Below are 19766 nucleotides of genomic sequence, written 5' to 3'. Positions count from 1 at the left end.
CTGAAAGGCGGCGACGCACTGGCGCGACGCAAAAGCCGCAGTTATAGCTGGCGGATAAGGCGAGTTCATCGCCAGTCCAAGATAGAGATGAAACGCATGGCCGACGCGCACGCCGCTCCGCACCACGACTATCACCTCGTGCCGCCCAGCCCGTGGCCGCTGCTGTCCTCGATCGCCGCGACGATCATGTTCATCGGCGCCGTGATCTGGATGAAGGGGCTGGCCCCGGCCGAGAACGGGCCGATTGCGGCCAATTTCCTGGCCGAAGGCAAGCCGGGCGTCTTCTTCGCCGGCCTGGCGGGCGTGCTGATCTCGGCCTTCGGCTGGTGGTCGGACGTGATCAAGGAGTCCAAGGCGGGCGACCATACGCCGGTCGTGTCCATCGGTCTGCGCTACGGCATGATCCTGTTCATCGCGTCGGAGGTGATGTTCTTCGTCGCCTTCTTCTGGATGTTCTTCGACATGGCCCTGTTCCATGAATCGCGGGCCCTGACGCCGGAAGTCGGGACCTGGGCCGATACGGCCAAGGCCTGGTCGACCTGGCCGCCCAAGGGGGTCGAGGTCCTGTCGCCGTGGCAGCTGCCGCTGCTGAACACCGTGACCCTGCTGCTGAGCGGCTGCACCGTGACCTGGGCGCACCATGCGATCCAGGTCGGCGACCGCAGCGGCGCCAAGCTGGCCCTGGTGATCACCGTGGTCCTGGGCGTCTTCTTCACCAGTGTTCAGGCCTACGAATACAATCACATCCTGCACGAGCACCTGTTCTTCAACGAGGAAGCGATCAACTCGGGCCTGTATGGGTCGATCTTCTTCATGGCGACGGGCTTCCACGGCTTCCACGTCCTGATCGGGACCATCTTCCTGGCGGTCTGCCTGATCCGCCTGCTGGCCGGCGACTTCACCCCGGAGAAGCATTTCGGCTTCGAGGCGGCGGCCTGGTACTGGCATTTCGTGGACGTGGTCTGGCTGTTCCTGTTCGCCTTCGTCTACGTCGTCTTCGGTTGATCCCGGACACCACGGACAAGATCGCGGCGGCGGGGGACGAGGGATCGTCTCCCGCCGTCGCCGTTTCCGCCGTGCGGGCGGGGCTGAAAGGGCGCTGCCCGCGCTGTGGCCAGGGGCGGCTGTTCGCGGGCTTTCTGAAGGTGCGGGCGGGGTGCGAGGCCTGCGGGCTGGACTTCTCGACCATCCAGACCGGCGACGGGCCGGCCAGTTTCATCATGCAGATCGCGGGCTTCGTGGTCGGGTTTTCGGCCCTGGTGGTCGAGATCAAATTCCATCCGCCGATGTGGCTGCACCTGATCGTCTGGCTTCCGCTGGTGGTGGGTCTGTCGATGGCGTTGATGCGGCCGGGGCGGGGGCTGATGATCGGCCTGCAGTACAGGAATCAGACGTGAGGCGGTTTCCCTGGATCCTGACCCTGCTGACGGTCGTGGCCCTGGTCCTGCTGATCGGGCTGGGCGTCTGGCAGGTCGAGCGGCTGAAGTGGAAAGAGGGGCTGATCGCGGCGTCCGAGGCGGCGGCGGCCAAGCCGCCTGCGCCGCTGGATCAGGTGCTGGGGCCCAATCAGGACGAGAGCGATCTGGAGTTCAGGAAGGCGTTGATCGTCTGTCCGGGTCTGGCGACCGCCCCCTATGTCGAGTTGCAATCCATCCATGAGGGCGAGGCGGGGGTGCGGCTGATCTCGGCGTGCAAACCGGCGGGGGCGGCGTTCAGCCTGCTGATCGACCGGGGCTTCATCGCCGACGGGGTTTCGGCCCGGCCGCGCGTGATCGAGACCAGCCTGCCGCTGGTGCTGATCGGGGAGTTCCGCAGCTTCGATCCGCCCAGCGGCATGACGCCGGCGCCGGCGAACGGCCGCTTCTACGGACGCGACACGGCGGCCATGGCCGAGGCTCTGAAGGTTCAGGGGCCGGTGCGGCCCGAGGCGGTGTTCGCGGTCAGTCCGACCAATCCCGAGTTCGCGGCCCTAAGGCCGTCCGCGCCGCCGGCGGCCTTTTCCAACAATCATTTCGGCTACGCCCTGACGTGGTTCGGACTGGCGATCGCACTGGCGGGTTTCTATGTGGCCCTGCTTAGACGTCGAATGAAGAAAGACCTTCCCTGACCGCCACCCTGCACACCCTGTCCAACGGCGTTCGCGTCATCTGCGACCCCATGCCCGGCCTGAAGACCTTGGCCGTCGTCGTCACCGTCAAGGGCGGGGCGCGGTGGGAGGCGGAGGATCGCTCCGGCTGGTCTCACTTGCTGGAGCATCTGGTGTTCAAGGGCGCCGGCGACATGGCCGCGCGCGAGATCGTCGAACGGATCGAGGCCGAGGGCGGCACGATCAACGCCTCCACCGGCTATGAGCGGACCAGTTTCGAGGTGCGGGGGTTGGACGGGTCGCTGCCGCTGGCCATGCAGGTGCTGTCGGACCTGGTGTTCCGGCCCACGCTGGACCCGGCCGAGATCGAGCGCGAGAAGGACGTGGTGGCCCAGGAGATCGCCGAGGCCTTCGACACGCCCGACGACCATGTGTTCGAGATGGTCCAGACGCGGGCCTTCGCGGGCCAGCCGCTGGGCCGGCCGATCCTGGGGTCGGTCGCCAGTCTGAAGCCGGCGGACAAGGCGACGGTCGAGGCCTGGCGCGCGCGGCTGTATTCGCCCGACCGGATGGTGGTGTCGGTGTCCGGCGCGGTGGAGGAGGGCGAACTGCTGGCCCTGGCCGAGCGCTGGTTCGGCGATGCGGTGGCGACCCCGGTTCAGGCGCCGGCGCCGGCCGCCTTCGTCGGAGGGCATGCGACCCTGACGCGCAAGATCGAACAGGCCAATCTGGTGTTCCAGCTGCCGGCTTTGTCGGCGACCGATCCGGCCCTGTCGTCGATGCGGCTGTTCGGCGAGATCCTGGGCGGGGGCATGGCCTCGCGCCTGTTCCAGAGCGCGCGCGAGGAGCGGGGCCTGGCCTACGCCATCGACGCCTATCAGGAGCCGTATGAGGACACCGGGGTGCTGGGCATTTACGCGGGCGCGGCGGCGGACCGGGCGAAAGAACTGGCCCAGGTGGCGGCGGCCGAGGTGCGGGCCATGGCCGAGACCGGGCCGACCGAGAAGGAACTGTCGCGGGCCAAGGCGGTGATGAAGGCCGGTCTGTGGATGTCGGACGAGAACCCGATGAGCCGGGCGGGCCGCAACGCCGCCCAGACCCTGATCTTCGGCGCGCCCCGGTCCAGCCTGTCGATGACGGAACAGCTGGAGGGCCAGACGGTCGAGGACGTGCGGGCGGTCGGCGCGCGGATAGTGTCGGGCGGCAAGGCCGCCAGCGCCGTGCTGGGGCCGAAGTCGGCCGCGCCGGCGGGCGAGGCGTTTGCGGCGGTGTTATTCGGGCTCTGACGCCCTCTTTCCTCGCCATGGCGGCTGTGTGAGGATCGCGCCTTCTCGAAACCGGAGCGCCCCCATGTCCGTCCGCGTCGCCCTGATCGTCGGCAGCCTGCGTAAAGGCTCCTATTCCCGCGCCATCGGCCTGGAGATGAAGGGGCTCGCCGCGCCTGAGCTGGACCTGGAACTGGTCGAGATCGGCGACTTGCCGCTGTATGATCCCGACCTGGAGACGGACTCGCCGCCGGCGCCTTGGGCGAGGTTCCGCGAGGAGGTCGCGGCGACGCAGGCCGTGCTGTTCGTGACGCCGGAATATAATCGCTCGATCCCCGGCGCGCTGAAGAACGCCCTGGACGTCGGCTCGCGCCCCTATGGCCATAGCATCTGGGCGGGCAAGCCGGCCGCCATCGTCAGCGTCTCGCCCGGCGCCCTGGCCGCCTTCGGCGCCAACCACCACCTGCGCCAGCCCCTGGTCTTCCTGAACATGCCGACCATGGCCCAGCCCGAAGCCTATGTGGGCAATGTCGCCGACCTGCTGGACGAGCACGGCAAGCTGAAGAACGACGGGACGCGGGACTTCCTGAAGGGGTTCACGGATGCGTTTGCAGGGTGGATCGAGAAGACGAAGGGGTGATCGCCTCTGAGCGCCGCAGTCAAACCAGGCGTAAGTGATCGTTCGTCTTGGAATGCAACACTATTCGGGCTTGGAATTTTGTAGCGCTAAATCGAAGTCAGTAAAATATACGATCAAATCAAGTAAAATTGCATAGTAAATTCTATCAATTCAAAGATAAATGGAACGAAATTCTTCTCCGGACGCTAATATGGGGAACAGCGTTGTTGGACGCGAACCCATGTGCCTTACGATCAAGATGAAAATCAATTCGACCATCAAGTTCTAAATCTCGGCGTGATCCTGATTTCGCTCTTCGACAGCTGGGGATCGCGCGTGAGTTCAAGGGTGACCTCACGCTCTGACTCAACAGCTAATCTGATAGAGTTCCACCATCAGGCTTGTCGCACGCCGCCTGTTGATCGGGTCGTGGGAAACCTACCCTTGTCAGAGGCCGCCTAGGTCCTGAATTGAAAACGGCGGCTCCTTTCGGAGCCGCCGTCGCCAAATCAGCCGTGAAGCTGAAATCAGCCGATGGTTTGCAGCTGGCCAGCGGATTCCTTGCCCGAACGCTTGTCGCGTTCCAGCTCGTAGGAAACCTTTTGGTTTTCATCCAGGCCGCGCAGGCCAGCGCCTTCGACGGCCGAGATGTGGACGAAGACGTCCTTGCCGCCGTCGTCGGGTTGGATGAAGCCGTAACCCTTGGTGGGGTTGAACCATTTAACAGTGCCGGTAGCCATTTTGAGACCTCCGTTAGAAATTGACCGAGGGAACGTCCGTTCGGCCTGTCGGGTCTGAATGGGAGCGGCCTGGACTCGTGCGTTCGCAGAGAGAGTGGGCGTTACGCAGAGAGATCGACGGAGCCTATGTGCTCAGGTCTTTGTGACAAATGCAAGCGCGGCTGAAGAGATCAATCTCGGGACAGGTGGAACGGTCGAGCTTGGCGGGCGTTTAGCAACCACTAGGAAAGGTCCCAACATGAACCGCACCCACGTGGTGGAGCGCGCCTATCAGCTCGCCCGCACCCCCGAATGTCTGAACACGGGCGACGTCGTTAAGGCGTTGTCGGGTGAAGGATACTCGAGCGCCGAGATTTCCCACTTCCAGGGCAGTTCGATCCGCGCTGACCTGAACCGGATCTGCAAGGAAACCACGTCCGAAGCGGCCTGACCCGCGTCAGACCAGACCGTTCGTCGTCGGCGCCTCGGCCGCGCTGCCGGGGAAGACGCTGGAATCCAGCGCGGCGCGATCGACGCCCATATGATCGCGCAGCACCCCCTTGAACACCGATCGCACGTCCAGGGTCGGGGCCAGATCCCGACCTTCGAACAGACGGGCGTCGGCCAGGGTGGGCCAGTCGCCGATCAGACCGCCGGGCTTCAGGGCCCCGCCTGCCAGCAGAAGTGACGAACCGGTGCCGTGGTCCGTGCCCTGGGTGCCGTTGGCCCGGGCGGTGCGGCCGAACTCCGTCGCCACCACCACGACCGTGCGGGCCCAGTCCTCGGCGAGGCCGTCCTTCAGCCCCGAGACCAGTTGATCCAGACCGGTCAGCCGCGTCTGAAGCTGGAGCCTCTGGCCCGCATGGGTGTCCCAGCCGTCCAGCGAGACCGCGACGACGTCGGCGCCTTCGGCGCCGGTCATCAGTCGGGCGACCGCGCGGCCCAGGCCCTGGACATCGTTGCGGCGCAGGGTTTCGCCGTCGCCGCCCATACTGACCAGTTCCTCCGTGGCCAGGCCGCGCGCCAGATTCTGCCCGAGCATCGGATCATCGACATAGAGGTCCTGCAGCAGCGAGGCGATCCGGTCGTCGCCCCGCACCTGGCCACCCGGCGCCCAGCTGGAGACGGGGGCGTCGCCGCGCAGGATCAGCGGCGTCTGGGCGCCGATCGACAGGCCTTTCAGCCGGGTTCCGCCCGCAGCGACGATGGCGCGGTTGAGCCAGCCGTCGTCCTGTTGACGCAGGGCCTCGCCGCCGTTCTCCAATACGTCCTGGGCGTCGAAATGGGAGCGGACACGCACCGGCAGGGCGACGGCCGGCGCGAAACGCAGCTGGCCCTGGCCATGGAGGTCGTGAAGTCCCGCAAGGGCGGGGTGCAGGCCGAACCCCTCGCCCAACTCCAGCACGCCGCCGGCTTCGCCGGGCGCCGCCAGGGCCAGTCCGCCGCGCAGGGCGGCATAGTTCGGGTCGCCATAGGGGGCGGTGACGGACAGGCCGTCCATGGCCCCGCGGGCGATGACCATCACCAGCTTGTTGGCGGGGCCACGGGTCTGGGCGGCGACGCGGCCGGCGAAGGCGAGGCCAACGCCGGCGGAGGCGGCGGCCAGCAGATGGCGGCGGTTCAGGTTCATTTTCATGGTCGAGGCGGTCATCGGCGCTGGAACTCCGGCGACATGAAGAGAAGGGTCAGGGCCTCGGGGCGGCTCTCGGCGCGGGCGACAGCGAGCCGCGTGCGTTCGCTGAGGCGGGGGCCGAGGGCAGAGGCGGCGACGGCGTTCGGGTCCGCAGCCTGGCCCGCAGTCGGGGCCGCCTCGGCGGCGGTGCGCGACCAGTTCAGCCGTTTGACCAGGGCGTCAGGACCGGCCCAGTCGGCGGCCGTGTCGGGCCAGCCCTCGGGCGAGGGGGCGGCGAACGGCGGCTGGCCCATGTCCAGCAGGGCCTGGCGCAGCGGCTGGATCCGCTGCGGCCGGGTGCCCAGGGCGCGGTGGGCCGAGACGACGAATTCGTACGGCGTCTTGATCTTGGCAGGCTGGGGCGTCCAGGTCTCCGGAGCCTCGATCAGGATGCGGGCGACCTGGGCCAGGTCGCCGCCGGAGCGTGTCCAAGCCTCTTCCAGCCGGGCGACCAGGGTTTCGGGCGGACTGTCGGCGACGAAGTGGGCGGCGAGGCGTCGCGACAGGCGTTTCGCCGTGGCGGGATGGCGGGCCAGGTCGCGCAGTATGGCCTGACCCTGGGCAAGGCCAGCCGCCGGATAGGTCTTGCCCATCACCGTGCGCGGACCCGGCTCGTGAACATTGGCGCGGAAGATGAAGCCGTTCGGCTGCGGCTGGACCTGGGCGGTCGCGCGCGCGCGACGGGGTCTGTTGGCGCGCGGGCCTTGATCGTGCGCCGTCGGGATAGACCAGCCGGTCAGAGCGCGGGCGAGCTCGGTGACATCGCCCTGAGAGTAGCCGCCGTCGGCGCCGACGGTGTGCAATTCCATCATTTCGCGGGCCAGGTTCTCGTTCAGCCCGGCGTTTCGGCGCGCGCCGGCCAGGCTGTCGGGACCGATCGAGCGGGCCTGGTCCAGATACAGAAGCATGGCGGGATGCTGTTCGGCCGCCAGAACCAGGTCCTCGAACCGGCCGAAGACATGGGGGCGTATGGCCTCGCGCTCGTACTGTCCGACGAAAGCGCCGCTGGCGAACTTGGCGGCCGAGACGGTCAGGGCGTTGGCCCAGAACAGCGCCCACCGTTCGGCGAAACCGGCGTCGGTCACGGCGCCCAACTGGGCGCGGGCGAGGAATTCCTGGGCCGTGTCTTGGGTGATCTCGCGCCGGGCGGCCTGACGCGCCTCTCGCCGGGCGACGGCCTCGGGATCGGTTGCGGGCGCGGTCTGCGCCAGGCTCACCGCCCCCGCGGGCGTGGGGCCGACCTCGCGCGTGGAGCGTCGGTCGCGGCGGACCTGACCGGCGTCGCTCTGATAGCCGATATATTGGGCGACGCGTTGGGCGGTGTCCGCGAACTGGCCGGACGGCTGGGGCGCGCCCTGGGGGCGGATCTGGGCCGTGGCCCAGCCCCGGGGATCGGCGGCGACGCCTTCGATCTCGCCGGGCCTAGCGCCCAGACCCAGTCGGGTCAGGGCGATGGCGGCGTCGGTCGGTGATGAAGCCATGGCCTTCTCCTCGTCCGTTCTCGCAAAGTGTAACGCCCTCGGGCGAAAACTCCGTCGCGGGATCGGATCAGAGGATCAGGCCGGCTGGGCCAACCCCGCCTCGGCGTCGGCGATCAGGTCGCGATCGTCCACCTGCCACGGATGGAAGTCGGGCTTGTAGAAGGCCAGGTAGTCCCCGATCATCCGGCGATACAGGCCCGGCTTCAGCCACAGCCAGCGGAACAGGCCCCAACGCGCCTTCCAGCCCACGATACCGTCCTGTTTCAGCAGCATCAGGGTCGTCTCGCGCACCGTGCGGGTGAAGAGCAGGGTCGTCATGAACATCGCCCAGCGCCGGATACGCCAGCGCTTCAGCGGGCTGAGATCCCGCGTGGCGTGCAGGAAGACGTCATAGGCCACGCCCTTGTGCTCGATCTCCTCGATGGAGTGCCAGCGCCACAGACGGGCCAGGTCGTGCGGCGATCCCCTCAACAGGTCCGGGTCGGCCAGAAGCCGATGGGCGAAGGCGGCGGTGAAATGCTCCAGCGCCATGGTCGCGGCCAGCTGGGCGATAGCCGGGCGGGCGCGGGCGAGATCGAGCCGCTGCGTGACATAGAGCTCGATCTCGGCGGTCTGATAGCCGGCGCGGGCGGTGATGGCGTTGAAGGCCATGTGTTCGCGGGTGTGGGCGCCCTCCTGGACGGTGAAGGCGCGAATGTCCGCAGCCAGGTTTGCGGGCGCATCCCTGGCGAACCGCTTGACCGACTGGATGAAGAACCGCTCGCCGTCGGGAAAGGTCAGGCTGAGGGCGTTCATCACGGCCGTGCCGAACGGGTCGCCGTTCAGCCACCAGCGTGGCGTCGGGGCCTCGCGGTCGATATGCAGGTCGCGGGGCTTGATCTGGAGGTCGGCGGGGGTGGCGGATTTCGCCATGGTCTGCTCCTCGATTTCGAAACCAATATGGAGTTAACTGACATCAATGTCAACTAATGGTCCGGTCAGGCGACGTCGTGGGACGGTGGCGCGCGAAGAGGCGCTGGAGGCGGCGCGCGATCTGCTGCTGTCGGGCGGCCCGGCGGCGGTGACGCTGAAGGCGGTGGGCCAGCGGATGGGCGTGGGTCACGCCAATCTGATCCATCATTTCGGCTCGGCGTCGGGGCTTCAGGGCGCGCTGATGGACGCGATGGTGCGCGATCTGGCCGAGCGTATCGAGGGGGGCCTGGACGAGAGGCGAGAGGGTCTGGAGCCGGGGCTGTTGATGACCGTCGTCTTCGACGCCTTCGGCAAGGGCGGGGCCTCGCAGCTGGCGGCCTGGCTGGCCCTGGCCCGCGAGCAGGCGCGGGCGGAAAGCTTCGCCGGGGTGGTGCGCGATCTGGCCGACCGGCTGGCGGCCATGATCCCCGACGACCCCCGTGCGGCGGAACGGGCGCGGGCCCTGGTCACGACGGCGGCCTATATGGCGTTCGCCGAGGGGCTGATAGGCGAGATTCTGACGCCAATGCTGGGCGCGCCCGACGGTTTGGGTCGTGACCTGGCGCTGAAGCTGACGGCGACTGTGCTGGCGGAACCGTGAGTTCCCGCCCCTGCGCGTGATGCTATATGAGGCCTCATGGCCCTGCTGGACTGGATGAGTGATGTAGCCGGACCGGTGGTCCGGGGCGACGGCGTGCTGTTGAGGCCGCCGCGGGCGTCCGACTATTCGGCCTGGTCCAGGTTGCGCGACGGGTCGCGCGACTATCTGCAGCCGTGGGAGCCGGCCTGGCCGGACGACGACCTCAGCAAGGCGGCGTTCCGGCGTCGGCTGTCGATCTATGCGCGCGAGATGGAGCTGGGCAACGCCTGGCCGTTTTTCGTCTTCGTCGAGGACGGCAAGACCCTGGCGGGCGCCGTCACCTTGTCGAACGTGCGGCGCGGCGTGGCCGAGACGGGGACCCTGGGCTACTGGATCGGCCAGCCCTACGCCGGGCGCGGCTATGCGACGGCGGCGATGCGGGCGGTGGTCGGCTACGCCTTCGAGCGGCTGAAGCTGCACCGGCTGGAGGCGGCCTGCCTGCCGACCAACCAGGCGTCGCGGCGGGTGCTGGAGAAATCCGGCTTTCGAAACGAGGGTTTGGCCCGGGCTTATTTGAAAATTAACGGCGAGTGGGCAGATCATCTGCTGTTCGGCCTCGTCGAGGACGAGATTGATCGCGGCGGCCGGACGCCGTCATGAGAGGGCGACAGCTTTGAACGCGCGACCCCGATCCCTGGCCTGGGACGCCACGAGCGCCATCGAGGCGCTGGCGGCCGCCGATACGGCCCTGTGGGTCTGGACGCCCGCCCTGGATCAATTGCGCTTCACCGGCGCCACCCGCGCTCTGGGGCTGGGGCCCTTGGCGCCGGAATGTTCGGGCGCCGGCTTCGTCGCCTCGGCCATGCCGCAGGACCGGTCGCTGGCCGAAAAAATGCTGAAGCCGCAGGAGGAGGGGACCGAGGTCGCCGTGCGCCTGCGCATGCGCGGATCCGAGACCTGCCTGTGGCGGGGCGTCTGGCTGGAGGACGGTTTGCGCGCCGCCGGGGTGGTGGCGCTGGAGACCAAGTTCGCCGGGTCGGACCGGGATGTGCTGACCGGTCTGCTGGACCGCCGCGCCTTCGTCGCGCGGGTCGGCGAGGTGCTGACCCAGCCGGGCGAATTCGAGATCGTGGTCGGCGACGTCGATCGGCTGCGCCGCCTGAACGAGGCCCTGGGCCACGAGCGGACGGACCTGGTGTTGTCGGCCCTGGGATCGCGCCTGGCCGCCGCCTTCTCCAAGGAGGCCTCGCCCGCGCGGATCGGCGAGGACGAGTTCGCCGTTATCGTGCAAAAGACGACCTCCCACGCCAGCTATCGTCTGCGCGAGGCGCTGGAACAGCCGTTGCGCGTCGCGGGCTTCGACATCTATCCGACCGTCTCCATCGGCGCCGTGGTGGTCGAGGGCGGGCCGGACGCGCCGGACGCCTCGGAACTGTTGCGCCGGGTCGAGCTGGCGGTGGAATCGGCCAAGGGCGCCGGACGCGGCGGATCGGCCGCCTATGGCCGGGCGCTGGAGAGTGATTCCCTGAGCCGTCTGGCGCTGGAGGCGGATCTGAGGAACGCCTTCGTGCGCGGCGAGATCGTGCCCTTCTTCCAGCCGATCGTGAACCTGAACACCGGGGCGGTGGCGGGCTTCGAGGCCCTGGCGCGCTGGCGTCACCCGCGGCGCGGCCTGGTGCCGCCGGACGAGTTCCTGGGCCTGACCGCCGACCTGGGCATGATGAACGACCTGGGCCTGCTGATGATGACCCAGTCGGCGCGGCAGCTGGCCGAATGGATCCAGCGCCACCCCCTGGCCGGCAAGATGTTCTGCAGTGTCAACCTGTCAGTCGGCGAGATCGAACGCCCGCACCTGTGCGAGGACGTGGCCCGGATCATCAAGGAAAGCGGCCTGCCCAAGGGGGCGCTGAAGCTGGAAGTGACCGAGGGCGACATCATGCGCGACACTGCGCACGCCGCCGAGGTGTTGCAGTCGCTGAAGGATGTCGGGGCGTCGCTGGCGCTGGACGATTTCGGCACCGGCTTCTCGTCCCTGTCGTACCTGGCGCGCCTGCCGTTCGATACGCTGAAGATCGACCGCTATTTCGTCCTGACGATGAACAAGGACGAGGGCTCGGCCAAGATCGTCAAGTCGGTGGTCAACCTGGGCCGCGACCTGTCGCTGGAGGTCGTCGCTGAAGGGGTCGAGAACGCCGAACTGGCCGCCCTGCTGCTGGAAGCCCAGTGCCACTACGGCCAGGGCTTCGGCTATGCGCCGGCGCTCCCGGCCCAGGAGGCGGAGGTCTATCTGGCCGAAAGCCTGGCGGACGGCACGGCGCCGCTGAAGCAGCGGTCGGCTTAATACAGGCTAGTGGGCCCCGCCCCAGGCGGTCAGACGACGCTCGGCGAGCGTCTGCATGAAGCCGTCCAACGCGATCAGGCGGCGTTTCATGTCGCTGGGTTCGACGCCTTTCCAGACGGCGGGATCATAGACGGCCCTGGCCTGCTGAAGGTCGTCCCCGGCCTCGAAACGCTCGGCCATATACAGGATCTCAAGCAAGGCCTGGGGGTCGGTTTGCTGTTCGAGCTTGAGAGCGCCGAACTTGGTCAGATAGGCGGTCATTATGGCGTCATCGGATGTCGGGGACATGATCGGCTCCAAAGCGTGACGTTGAGATAGGAGCGGTTACCGCCTTCGCAAGCAGCCAGCGCGGGGCGCGGAGTTCTTGCCAACAGTCCGGCGGACGGCACGGCGCCGCTGAAGCAGCGGTCGGCTTAGAGCGTCAGTCTGGTTCTCGACCCACGCGAATGAGCGCGCCGTTGGGGTCGCTGACGGCGAACTCGTACATGCCCCACGGCTTCATTTCCGGCCCGACGCCGATGATGAGCTCACGCACCTTTTCGGCGGCGGCGTCCACATCCTCGACATAGAGGTAGAGGCCGAGGGCGTTGTCCTCGATCCTGGCGGGCCAGCCGGGCGTGAGGTTCAGGTGAAGACGTCCTCCACGTCCATCTTCCATCAGGCGATAATCGCCGTAGTCGCTGACGACCGTGAAGCCGAGCCGGCGATAGAAGGCTTCGCTGACGTCCATGTCGCGCGCCGGCACGATGGCGACGACGTGATGTTGTGCGGTCATTGGCGGCTCCGATTAAGGGGCGATGATGCCGTGTGTCCGATCCTGGCGAAACCCGCGCGTCCCGCTATTCGGTCGTTTCCGGACAGTCGGCCCATCTTGTCCGAAAACCTTGAAAGCCCTGACTGCCGCGACTTGGGTCGTCTAGGCTGTCGGCATGATCGAGGACGAGACGCAGGATGGGGACGGGCGCCGCAGGAAGACGCGGCAGGCGATCACCGACGCCCTGATCCGCCTGATGTCTGATCGACGGTACGCCGCCATCCGAACGACGGATCTGATCCAGGCCGCCGGCATCGGTCGGTCGACCTTCTATGAGCATTTTCCCAGCAAGACGGCAGTGCTTGAAGCCGTCGTGGAGCCGATCCTCGCGCCCTTGGCGCTGGCCGGCGCAGGACGGGGCAATACCGCGCGCTTGCGTATTATGCTGGATCACCTTTGGGAAAGGCGCGCGCTTGTTCGTCACCTCTTCGAGCCCCCATTGTCGGCGCGGCTTCAGCGCAGACTGGCCGCGATGATAGAAGGGTTCACCGAATCGCGTGTCGCTGAGGGGGTTCCTGCGTCGCTTGCCGCCAGAGGTGCAGCGGCCCGCCAACTCGTTATGTTGCACACATGGCTGGTCGGCGAAGTTTCTTGCGGTTCAGACGCCCTCGCCAAGGCCCTTGTCGGCGTTCGTTGAACGGGGAACAGTGAGGGCCATGACCGACGCCAGACTGGAGATCGCCGCCGGCTTCGCCACCGCACAGGGGCCGAAGGCGGACAATCAGGACTTCGGCGGGGTGCATCTGGGCACGGCGGCCGAGCAGCGCGAGCATGGGGTCATCGCCGTGATCGCCGACGGGGTGTCGGGATCGAAGGCCGGGCGGATGGCGGCGGAGCTGACGACGCGCAACTTCATCGACGGCTATCTGGACCAGAACCCGCTGAACGGCATCGCCGCCAACGGGATCAAGTCGCTGCGGGGCTTCAATCGCTGGCTTCATGCGCGGGGCAGGATCGATCCGGCCATGGAGGCGGCGGCGACCACCTTCACCGCCCTGATCCTGCGCGGACGCGAGGCGGTGGCTCTGCACGTCGGCGATAGCCGCGCCTGGCATTTCCGCGACGGGGTGCTGACCCGCCTGACCGAGGATCACACCAGGGCCCAGCAGGGGCTGAGCCATGTGCTGTACCGCGCCGTCGGCATCGAGGCGGACGTCAAGCTGGATGTACGCCACGTGGAGCTGCACCCGCACGACCGGCTTTTGCTGACCACGGACGGGGTGCATGGGGTGCTGACCGACGCGGCCCTGTCGCGGCTGCTGGCGCGGCGTGGATCGCCGGATGCGGACGCCCAGGCCATTCTGGACGAGGTGGCCGAGGTCGGAGCGCGCGACAACGCCACGGCCCTGGTCATCGACGTCATGGCGATCGGGGCGCCCGACTGGGAGGCGATCACGGCCGAGGCCGAGGGCCTGGCCATCCTGCCGCCGCCGAAACAGGGGCAGGTGGTGGACGGGTTTCATCTCGAGCGGCTGGTGGCGGACGGCCGCTATACGCGGCTGTTTCTCGCGCGGTCGGGCGAAGAACGGGTTGTGCTGAAATTCCCCAAACCCGCGGCGGTGTCGGAGCGGGGGGCGCGGACCGCCTTCCTGCGCGAGGCCTTCATTGGCCGGCGCATCGACAGTCCCTTCGTCGGCAAGGTGCTGACGCTGGATGCGGGGCGCCAGAGCCGGCTCTATATCGTTCAGCCCTTCTATCAGGGTCAGACCCTGCATGCGTGGCTGGCCGAGGAGGGACCGTTCGAGATCGCCGAGGGAATCGGCGTGGCGCTGAAGCTGGCGCGAGGGGTGGCGGTGCTGCACCGGGCCGGGGTGATCCACCGCGATATCAAGCCGGACAATGTGATTCTGGAGACGAACGGCGGGCTGAAGCTGGTCGATCTGGGCGTGGCGCGACTGAAGCGGGCCGAGGAGTTCGCCGAGGCCGAGGCGCCCGGCACCCCCGGCTTCAAGGCGCCCGAGATGTACGCCGGCGAGAGCGGGAGCGCCGCGACTGACCAGTTCGCCCTGGGCGTGACCCTGTACCGACTGTTCACCGGCGCCTATCCGTGGGGCGAGGTCGATCCATCAGACGCGCCGCGCTTTGATCGCGCGCCCGTGTCCCTGGGCCGTCGGCGGCCGGATATGCCCGCCTGGCTGGAGGCCGCCGTCATGCGCGCCGTCGCCGTCGATCCGGATGAGCGGTTCGAGGACGTCGAGGAACTGATCCATGTGCTGGAGACGGGCAGCGCCGCCGCCGCCCCTGCGCCCCGGCCGCTGTCGCTGATCGAGCGCGATCCGGTGCGGTTCTGGCAGGGCGTGTGCCTGGTCCTGGCCCTGCTGCTGATGGTCGTGCTGGCGGCGCCCTAGGCGGCCTCGGCCATCTGGGGCAGGACATTGTCCAGGTTCAGCAGACTGATCATCTCGCCGTCGACAGCGAATATGCCGGCGATGACGCCGCTGTCGTCGCCCAGGTCCGGCGTCTGTTGTCGCGAGGCGTCGTCCATCTCGACGATGTCCGAGACGGCCTCCACGAGCAGGCCGACGGTCCGCGCGCCGCATTTCACGACCATGATCGCATGACGCGCCGAGGGTTCCTTGGTCGGCAGGCCAAGACGCGCCGCGAGGTCGATGATCGGCAGGACGACGCCGCGCAGATTGACGACCCCCTTCATATAGTCGGGCGCCTTCGGAAGGGGTGTGGTCGGCGTCCAGCCCCGGATTTCCAGCACTGAAGTGATGTCGATGCAGAAGGCCTGCTCGCCGACGCGAAAACCGACCAGCTCGCGACGCCCGCTTTGGGAACCTGTCATTACGTCTCTCCCTTCGACGTGAACGGCCAAAGGCGTGTCGCCGTCGAACAGGCAATCTGTCGTGGGGGACTGGAGAATTCGTTAACGAGGCGATTGATTTCGCTCGGTGAGACGACACGGGGACCCGCTTACAATCACATCGCGCCCCTGATCCGTGTAAACATAAACCGGATTATTTCAGCAACTCGAGATGGTTGCATAGCTAACTTAAGCTTAACTGCGATCCGAGGTAATTTTCAACCATTGGGATACGTACGCTTGCGCAACTAAGACGCCGAGACTACGTGGTTTTGCGTAAATTGCGCGTGGCGACTCACCTCGCCGCCAATGACGTGAGTGCGAATTCTTTAAATGTCCGAACGAGTAACAGTACATAATGATGACGACTTAATTGATGATAATTCAACTGGTAAAGCCCGTGGTCATAGGGCTGTCGTTCAAAATTTGATTAAGCAGAGGGTCGCGGTGGTTTCTCGCAGGTGGACGACCCGGACCGCCAGATTGTTCAAGATTTTTGGTATTAGCAGCGCCCAGCGCGCCCCCCTGCATCTCCTGAAGAACGCCCCGACCGGCTTGACGCAGGCCGAACTCGCCCACGGTCTGGAACTGTCGGAACCCACGCTGTCGCGACGCGTCGGCCGCCTGCTGGCGGAGGGGTTGGTGTCGAAGCACCGCCTCCCCGGGGACGGGCGGGCGAATCTGATCAAGCTGGAGGCCGCCGGTCATCAGGCGCTTGAACGGTCGGAGATCACGGCCGCTCGTGATCGGGATCTGCTGTTTCACGGGCTTTCGGACGAGGACCTGGGCGCAGCCCTTCGCGTCTTGGACCTTCTGGCGTCGCGAATGGCCGGCCCAGTCGAAACGTTCGACGAGGACATTTCGGCCGGGTGAAGCCGCTCCGGGCCTAGGCGCGGCCGCCCTGGCTTGACAGCCGGGCGGCGTCGACGCCCATCCGGGCCAGGGCGCGGGTCCATTTCGACTGGTGATCGCCATCGAAGATCAGGTCGAGGTCCGCGTCGGCCGTCAGCCAGATGTTATCGACCAGTTCCCCCTCCAACTGGCCCTCGCCCCAGCCGGCGTAGCCGAGCAGCAGCGTCGAACGACGCGGGCCGCCGACCTCGTCGGTCATCGCCGCCAGGGCCTCGCGCGTGCCGGTCATCGCCAGGCCCTCGCCGAAGGGCAGGGTGTCTTCGCCGACGCTCCAGTCATCGGTGTGCAGGACGAAGCCGCGCTCGCGCTCGACCGGGCCGCCCATCAGCACGGCGCGACCGATGGAATGGTCGGGTGCATGGGCTTCCAGCTTGTCCAGCACGGTCTTCAGATCCACGCCCTGGGCGGGCCGGTCGATCCGCAATCCCATCGCATGATCCGGGCCGTGGGCGCAGATCAGGATGACGGCGTGTTCGAACCGGGGATCGCCGATGCCGGGCATGGCGACCAGCAGACGGCCCGTCAGGGATGAGGCGTCGGTCATGATAACCATATCATCGGGGCAGACGCGGTCCCGCGCAAGGCGCGTCGGTGCTTGCGGCCGCCGTCGCGGCGTATATCTGTCGCTGGCGCATTCAACCAACCCCGCGCGGAGAGACTTCATGACCATCCAGATCGGCGACCGCATCCCCGACGCGACCTTCGCCCAGGCGACGGCCGAAGGCCCCAAGCCCGTCAACACCGCCGACATCTTCGCCGGCAAGACCGTCGCCCTGTTCGCGGTTCCCGGCGCCTTCACCCCCACCTGCTCGGCGCGCCATCTGCCGGGCTTCAAGGACAATCTCGACGCCATCAAGGGCAAGGGCGTCGACGTCGTCGCCTGTATCTCGGTCAACGACGCCTTCGTCATGAAGGCCTGGGCCGAAAGCCAGGGCATCGACGACGGGTCCATCGTCATGCTGGCCGACGGCAACGGCGACCTGACCCGCGAACTGGGCCTGGTTCTGGACGGCTCAGGCTTTGGCCTGGGCCAGCGTTCGCAGCGTTATTCCATGCTGGTCAAGGACGGCGTGGTGGCCCAGCTGAACATCGAACAGGGCGGTGAATTCCGGGTGTCGTCGGCCGAGCATTTGCTGGCCCAGCTCTGATGGCCGCACGGCCACGCCGCCGCTCCGGCGTCTGAGCGTGGATCGATCATGACGACCGACGTCTTCAGTCCCGAGAAGCGCAGCGACGTCATGCGTCGCGTGAAGGGACGGAACACGTCGCCGGAACTGGCCGTGCGCGGCATATTGCGCGCGGCCGGTATCGGCTATCGGCTGGGCGGCATGGGCCTGCCCGGCAAGCCCGATGTGACGATGAAGGGCCGCCGGGTCGTCCTCTTCGTTCACGGCTGTTTCTGGCACGGGCACGACTGCGCGCGGGGCGCGCGACAGCCCAAGGCCAACGCCGAACACTGGAGCGCCAAGATCGCGCGCAATCGCGCCCGCGACGCGCGGGTCGCGGCGGCGCTGGAGGCGGGCGGCTGGCGGGTGCTGACGGTCTGGGAATGCGATCTGCGCACGCCCGGTTTCGCCGAGCGGCTGGTCTCGGCGGTTCTGGATCAGGCGACGGCGGTCTCGGGCGGCTGAGCGGCGTCGTTCAGAACATGCTGGAGGGCGCCGATCAGGGCCGGGGGCGTCAGGGGCTTGGAGACGAAATAGGCCATGCCGGCGGCCTTGCAGGCCGCCACGTCCTCGGGGGCCGTATCCGCAGTGACGGCGATGACAGGCGTGAGGGCGTTGGGGCCCCCGCCGGCGCGCAGGCGGCGGGTGGCGTCCCGTCCGTTCAGCTCCGGCATTCGAACATCCATGAAGATGACGTCGAAGACGGTCTCGGCGCAGCGCTCCAGGGCGATCAGGCCATCGGCGGCGGTGATGATGTCGCATCCCAGCGGCTCGAGGATCAACTGCACCGCGCGTCGGTTGATGTCGTGGTCGTCGACGACCAGAAGACGCAAGGGGCGGCTGTCCGGCTCGTCCTGTGCCGGCTGAGGGGCGTGGCCGCCCTGGTCCTCGATGGTCAGGGCCGCAGCTGGCGGGGGCGTCGGCGACGATGCGGGGAGGGCCAGAGGCCGCGCGATATCCAGTCGGCTGTCGTCCACGGCGGCGACGGACGGCGACGTGTCTTCGCCGCGCGCCAGGGTCAGGGACACAGTGAAGCTGGCGCCTCCGCCGGGGGTGCTGCGGGCCGTCAGTCGGCCGCCCATCAGCTCTGTCAGATCACGACTGATCGCCAGACCCAGGCCCGAGCCGCCATGTCGAGCGCTGACGCCGTCGGCGGTCTGGTCGAACGGATTGAACAGGCGCGCCAACTGGTCGGTCGTCATCCCCGGGCCGGTGTCGGCCACCTCAATGAGGAGACTATAGCCCGCCGGTTCATCGACCCAGGCGTCGAGGCGGAGCGTGACCTGGCCCTGTCGGGTGAATTTCACCGCATTGGACATCAGATTGTTCAGCACCTGGCGAATGCGCATGGCGTCGCCCCTGACGTTGCGCGGCATCCGGGCGGCGCCCTCGACGCGCAATTTCAGCCCCTTGGCCTCGATCGGCCCGCGCCACAGGCGAAGGGTCTGAGCCAGCATCTGGCGAAGGTCGAAATCTGCCGCCTCGACCGTCATGCGGCCGGCGCCGATCTTGGAATGGTCGAGCAGGTCGTCCAGCAGGGCCTTCATCATCAGGCCGGCGTCGGTGATCAGTTCGCCGTTGGAGCGCGCCTGCGAATCCAGCGCCTGAAGCTCGCCCGCCCCGGTCAGGATGGCGCCGATCGGCGTGCGAAGATCATGGCCGACGGCGGCCAGGAAGGCGGTGTGCGCCGCCAGATCCTGTTCGGCCTTGGTCCGCATCCGGTCGGCTTCGGCGCGGGCGCGCAACTGGCTCTCCAGCGCCTCGCTCATCTTGTGCCAGCTTATGACGATGAAGATGATGAACAGGACCACGGCGGCTGACGCCGTCATGACGAAGGGAGCGGGGGCGCCGAACGAGGCGACGAAGAAGGGCGCCGCCACCATATAGAGCATCGGCGGCGTCAGGGTCGAAGCCAGCATGGCCTTGGAGCGCGTCGAGCCGATCATCGAGAACAGCATCTGGCCCGGCAACATCAGCGCCGCGCACACCCCGCCCAGCGGTCCGCCGAACACCCACATCGGCAGGGACAGCGCGCCGAACAGGGCCGCGCTGGCGAACAGACTGAGGCAGGCGACGGCCTTGCGCGCCCGGCCCATCTCTTCGCCCGTGTTCAATGACCCGAAGGCGAGCGTCTCCAGCCACTGCAGCAGGCCATAGGCCGCAAGCCAGGCGAGGCTGATGCGCCAGCCCATCATCGGCATCACGACCAGGGCGATGGAAATGCCCAGTCCCGCCCGCTGCATCAGCGTGTCGCGGCGCAGCCCGGCCGCGACGGTCCAGCCGCTCGCAGCACTGTCGACGACGGTCTGGGGCATCGCGTTTCCCGAATATACGAACCGTGTTCGCTTGTT

Annotated in this window: 23 protein-coding genes; 14 read left to right on the top strand and 9 right to left on the bottom strand. The window is 67.4% G+C overall.

Annotated features, from left to right (window positions below; all coding sequences use genetic code 11):
- Nucleotides 1-96: 96 nt before the first annotated feature.
- The 5 genes from ACVPT3_RS13255 (at nt 97) to ACVPT3_RS13235 (ending at nt 3991) form a co-directional block, all read left to right on the top strand.
- On the top strand, nt 97-1005 hold the full coding sequence (locus ACVPT3_RS13255; RefSeq protein ID WP_492041339.1) for a cytochrome c oxidase subunit 3: 909 nt from the start codon (nt 97-99) through the stop codon (nt 1003-1005).
- The gene (locus ACVPT3_RS13250) at nt 1002-1397 is read left to right on the top strand and encodes a DUF983 domain-containing protein (protein ID WP_492041338.1); all 396 of its coding nucleotides are present in this window, start codon (nt 1002-1004) and stop codon (nt 1395-1397) included. Before ACVPT3_RS13255 ends, ACVPT3_RS13250 begins: the two co-directional genes overlap by 4 nt.
- Complete coding sequence (locus ACVPT3_RS13245) at nt 1394-2107, top strand: SURF1 family protein (protein ID WP_492041337.1); 714 nt, start codon at nt 1394-1396, stop codon at nt 2105-2107. Before ACVPT3_RS13250 ends, ACVPT3_RS13245 begins: the two co-directional genes overlap by 4 nt.
- Nucleotides 2108-2157: 50 nt before the next feature.
- Nucleotides 2158-3372, top strand: coding sequence for a M16 family metallopeptidase (locus ACVPT3_RS13240; RefSeq protein ID WP_492041336.1), 1215 nt, complete (start codon nt 2158-2160; stop codon nt 3370-3372).
- Between the two features lie 64 nt (nt 3373-3436).
- Complete coding sequence (locus tag ACVPT3_RS13235) at nt 3437-3991, top strand: NADPH-dependent FMN reductase (RefSeq protein WP_492041335.1); 555 nt, start codon at nt 3437-3439, stop codon at nt 3989-3991.
- Nucleotides 3992-4497: 506 nt separating this feature from the next.
- Here the strand turns inward: ACVPT3_RS13235 and ACVPT3_RS13230 are convergent.
- On the bottom strand, nt 4498-4710 hold the full coding sequence (locus ACVPT3_RS13230) for a cold-shock protein (protein WP_008260410.1): 213 nt from the start codon (nt 4708-4710) through the stop codon (nt 4498-4500).
- A gap of 238 nt (nt 4711-4948) precedes the next feature.
- Between ACVPT3_RS13230 and ACVPT3_RS13225 the strand changes: the two genes are divergently transcribed.
- Nucleotides 4949-5140, top strand: a complete 192-nt coding sequence (locus ACVPT3_RS13225; RefSeq protein ID WP_492041334.1) for a hypothetical protein — start codon at nt 4949-4951, stop codon at nt 5138-5140.
- 6 nt (nt 5141-5146) lie between these two features.
- Here the strand turns inward: ACVPT3_RS13225 and ACVPT3_RS13220 are convergent, their stop codons facing one another.
- The 3 genes from ACVPT3_RS13220 to ACVPT3_RS13210 form a co-directional block, all read right to left on the bottom strand.
- Nucleotides 5147-6340, bottom strand: a complete 1194-nt coding sequence (locus ACVPT3_RS13220; RefSeq protein WP_492041333.1) for a DUF1501 domain-containing protein — start codon at nt 6338-6340, stop codon at nt 5147-5149.
- Nucleotides 6337-7842, bottom strand: a complete 1506-nt coding sequence (locus ACVPT3_RS13215) for a DUF1800 domain-containing protein (protein ID WP_492041332.1) — start codon at nt 7840-7842, stop codon at nt 6337-6339. The genes ACVPT3_RS13220 and ACVPT3_RS13215 overlap by 4 nt, the downstream gene beginning before the upstream one ends.
- Before the next feature lie 75 nt (nt 7843-7917).
- Complete coding sequence (locus ACVPT3_RS13210; protein WP_492041331.1) at nt 7918-8754, bottom strand: metal-dependent hydrolase; 837 nt, start codon at nt 8752-8754, stop codon at nt 7918-7920.
- Between the two features lie 85 nt (nt 8755-8839).
- Here ACVPT3_RS13210 and ACVPT3_RS13205 point away from each other — a divergent pair, with 85 nt between their 5' ends.
- Genes ACVPT3_RS13205 through ACVPT3_RS13195 form a run of 3 tightly spaced genes read left to right on the top strand, consistent with a single transcriptional unit; the run spans nt 8840 to nt 11714 of the window.
- Complete coding sequence (locus ACVPT3_RS13205; protein WP_492041330.1) at nt 8840-9394, top strand: TetR family transcriptional regulator; 555 nt, start codon at nt 8840-8842, stop codon at nt 9392-9394.
- A gap of 36 nt (nt 9395-9430) precedes the next feature.
- Nucleotides 9431-10033: a GNAT family N-acetyltransferase gene (locus tag ACVPT3_RS13200; RefSeq protein WP_492041329.1), complete on the top strand. Its 603-nt coding sequence runs from the start codon at nt 9431-9433 to the stop codon at nt 10031-10033.
- Nucleotides 10034-10046: 13 nt separating this feature from the next.
- A complete protein-coding gene (locus ACVPT3_RS13195; RefSeq protein ID WP_492041328.1) occupies nt 10047-11714 on the top strand; it encodes a putative bifunctional diguanylate cyclase/phosphodiesterase in 1668 nt (555 codons plus the stop codon).
- Nucleotides 11715-11720: 6 nt separating this feature from the next.
- Here the strand turns inward: ACVPT3_RS13195 and ACVPT3_RS13190 are convergent, their stop codons facing one another.
- Both ACVPT3_RS13190 and ACVPT3_RS13185 read right to left on the bottom strand, forming a co-directional pair.
- The gene (locus ACVPT3_RS13190) at nt 11721-12002 is read right to left on the bottom strand and encodes a hypothetical protein (RefSeq protein WP_492041327.1); all 282 of its coding nucleotides are present in this window, start codon (nt 12000-12002) and stop codon (nt 11721-11723) included.
- Between the two features lie 133 nt (nt 12003-12135).
- Nucleotides 12136-12489, bottom strand: a complete 354-nt coding sequence (locus tag ACVPT3_RS13185; RefSeq protein WP_054766588.1) for a VOC family protein — start codon at nt 12487-12489, stop codon at nt 12136-12138.
- A 154-nt stretch (nt 12490-12643) separates the two neighbouring features.
- Between ACVPT3_RS13185 and ACVPT3_RS13180 the strand changes: the two genes are divergently transcribed.
- Both ACVPT3_RS13180 and ACVPT3_RS13175 read left to right on the top strand, forming a co-directional pair.
- A complete protein-coding gene (locus tag ACVPT3_RS13180) occupies nt 12644-13165 on the top strand; it encodes a TetR/AcrR family transcriptional regulator (RefSeq protein WP_492041326.1) in 522 nt (173 codons plus the stop codon).
- A gap of 19 nt (nt 13166-13184) precedes the next feature.
- Nucleotides 13185-14876, top strand: coding sequence for a bifunctional protein-serine/threonine kinase/phosphatase (locus ACVPT3_RS13175; RefSeq protein ID WP_492041325.1), 1692 nt, complete (start codon nt 13185-13187; stop codon nt 14874-14876).
- Here the strand turns inward: ACVPT3_RS13175 and ACVPT3_RS13170 are convergent.
- A complete protein-coding gene (locus ACVPT3_RS13170; protein WP_492041324.1) occupies nt 14873-15319 on the bottom strand; it encodes a chemotaxis protein CheW in 447 nt (148 codons plus the stop codon). The two genes, ACVPT3_RS13175 and ACVPT3_RS13170, sit on opposite strands and share 4 nt — an antisense overlap.
- A gap of 501 nt (nt 15320-15820) precedes the next feature.
- On the opposite strand from ACVPT3_RS13170, the gene ACVPT3_RS13165 reads away from it, so the two are divergent.
- A complete protein-coding gene (locus ACVPT3_RS13165) occupies nt 15821-16210 on the top strand; it encodes a MarR family winged helix-turn-helix transcriptional regulator (RefSeq protein WP_492041323.1) in 390 nt (129 codons plus the stop codon).
- A 13-nt stretch (nt 16211-16223) separates the two neighbouring features.
- On the opposite strand, the gene ACVPT3_RS13160 is transcribed toward ACVPT3_RS13165, so the two are convergent.
- Entirely contained in the window at nt 16224-16793 is a 570-nt protein-coding gene (locus tag ACVPT3_RS13160; RefSeq protein WP_492041322.1) for a YqgE/AlgH family protein, read from the bottom strand.
- Nucleotides 16794-16911: 118 nt separating this feature from the next.
- Between ACVPT3_RS13160 and ACVPT3_RS13155 the strand changes: the two genes are divergently transcribed.
- Together ACVPT3_RS13155 and ACVPT3_RS13150 are read left to right on the top strand one after the other, a co-directional pair.
- Nucleotides 16912-17397, top strand: coding sequence for a peroxiredoxin (locus tag ACVPT3_RS13155; RefSeq protein WP_492041321.1), 486 nt, complete (start codon nt 16912-16914; stop codon nt 17395-17397).
- Between the two features lie 48 nt (nt 17398-17445).
- Nucleotides 17446-17880, top strand: coding sequence for a very short patch repair endonuclease (locus ACVPT3_RS13150; RefSeq protein ID WP_492041320.1), 435 nt, complete (start codon nt 17446-17448; stop codon nt 17878-17880).
- Here the strand turns inward: ACVPT3_RS13150 and ACVPT3_RS13145 are convergent.
- A complete protein-coding gene (locus tag ACVPT3_RS13145; RefSeq protein ID WP_492041319.1) occupies nt 17853-19730 on the bottom strand; it encodes a hybrid sensor histidine kinase/response regulator in 1878 nt (625 codons plus the stop codon). The genes ACVPT3_RS13150 and ACVPT3_RS13145 overlap by 28 nt on opposite strands.
- Nucleotides 19731-19766 lie beyond the last annotated feature (36 nt).

This window comes from Brevundimonas sp. FV1ps31S, from assembly GCF_058681265.1.
The sequence above is the reverse complement of the archived record's forward strand: the minus strand, read 5'-3'. Positions and strand labels throughout refer to the sequence as shown.

Excerpts from the sequence above, each read along its gene's own strand:
- ACVPT3_RS13255 (WP_492041339.1), top strand. The coding sequence starts at position 97 with ATGGCCGACGCGCACGCCGCTCCGCACCACGACTATCACCTCGTGCCG.
- ACVPT3_RS13240 (WP_492041336.1), top strand. The coding sequence starts at position 2,158 with ATGCCCGGCCTGAAGACCTTGGCCGTCGTCGTCACCGTCAAGGGCGGG.
- ACVPT3_RS13235 (WP_492041335.1), top strand. The coding sequence starts at position 3,437 with ATGTCCGTCCGCGTCGCCCTGATCGTCGGCAGCCTGCGTAAAGGCTCC.
- ACVPT3_RS13230 (WP_008260410.1), bottom strand. The coding sequence starts at position 4,710 with ATGGCTACCGGCACTGTTAAATGGTTCAACCCCACCAAGGGTTACGGC.
- ACVPT3_RS13225 (WP_492041334.1), top strand. The coding sequence starts at position 4,949 with ATGAACCGCACCCACGTGGTGGAGCGCGCCTATCAGCTCGCCCGCACC.
- ACVPT3_RS13220 (WP_492041333.1), bottom strand. The coding sequence starts at position 6,340 with ATGACCGCCTCGACCATGAAAATGAACCTGAACCGCCGCCATCTGCTG.
- ACVPT3_RS13215 (WP_492041332.1), bottom strand. The coding sequence starts at position 7,842 with ATGGCTTCATCACCGACCGACGCCGCCATCGCCCTGACCCGACTGGGT.
- ACVPT3_RS13210 (WP_492041331.1), bottom strand. The coding sequence starts at position 8,754 with ATGGCGAAATCCGCCACCCCCGCCGACCTCCAGATCAAGCCCCGCGAC.
- ACVPT3_RS13200 (WP_492041329.1), top strand. The coding sequence starts at position 9,431 with ATGGCCCTGCTGGACTGGATGAGTGATGTAGCCGGACCGGTGGTCCGG.
- ACVPT3_RS13190 (WP_492041327.1), bottom strand. The coding sequence starts at position 12,002 with ATGTCCCCGACATCCGATGACGCCATAATGACCGCCTATCTGACCAAG.
- ACVPT3_RS13185 (WP_054766588.1), bottom strand. The coding sequence starts at position 12,489 with ATGACCGCACAACATCACGTCGTCGCCATCGTGCCGGCGCGCGACATG.
- ACVPT3_RS13180 (WP_492041326.1), top strand. The coding sequence starts at position 12,644 with ATGATCGAGGACGAGACGCAGGATGGGGACGGGCGCCGCAGGAAGACG.
- ACVPT3_RS13175 (WP_492041325.1), top strand. The coding sequence starts at position 13,185 with ATGACCGACGCCAGACTGGAGATCGCCGCCGGCTTCGCCACCGCACAG.
- ACVPT3_RS13170 (WP_492041324.1), bottom strand. The coding sequence starts at position 15,319 with ATGACAGGTTCCCAAAGCGGGCGTCGCGAGCTGGTCGGTTTTCGCGTC.
- ACVPT3_RS13160 (WP_492041322.1), bottom strand. The coding sequence starts at position 16,793 with ATGACCGACGCCTCATCCCTGACGGGCCGTCTGCTGGTCGCCATGCCC.
- ACVPT3_RS13155 (WP_492041321.1), top strand. The coding sequence starts at position 16,912 with ATGACCATCCAGATCGGCGACCGCATCCCCGACGCGACCTTCGCCCAG.
- ACVPT3_RS13150 (WP_492041320.1), top strand. The coding sequence starts at position 17,446 with ATGACGACCGACGTCTTCAGTCCCGAGAAGCGCAGCGACGTCATGCGT.
- ACVPT3_RS13145 (WP_492041319.1), bottom strand. The coding sequence starts at position 19,730 with ATGCCCCAGACCGTCGTCGACAGTGCTGCGAGCGGCTGGACCGTCGCG.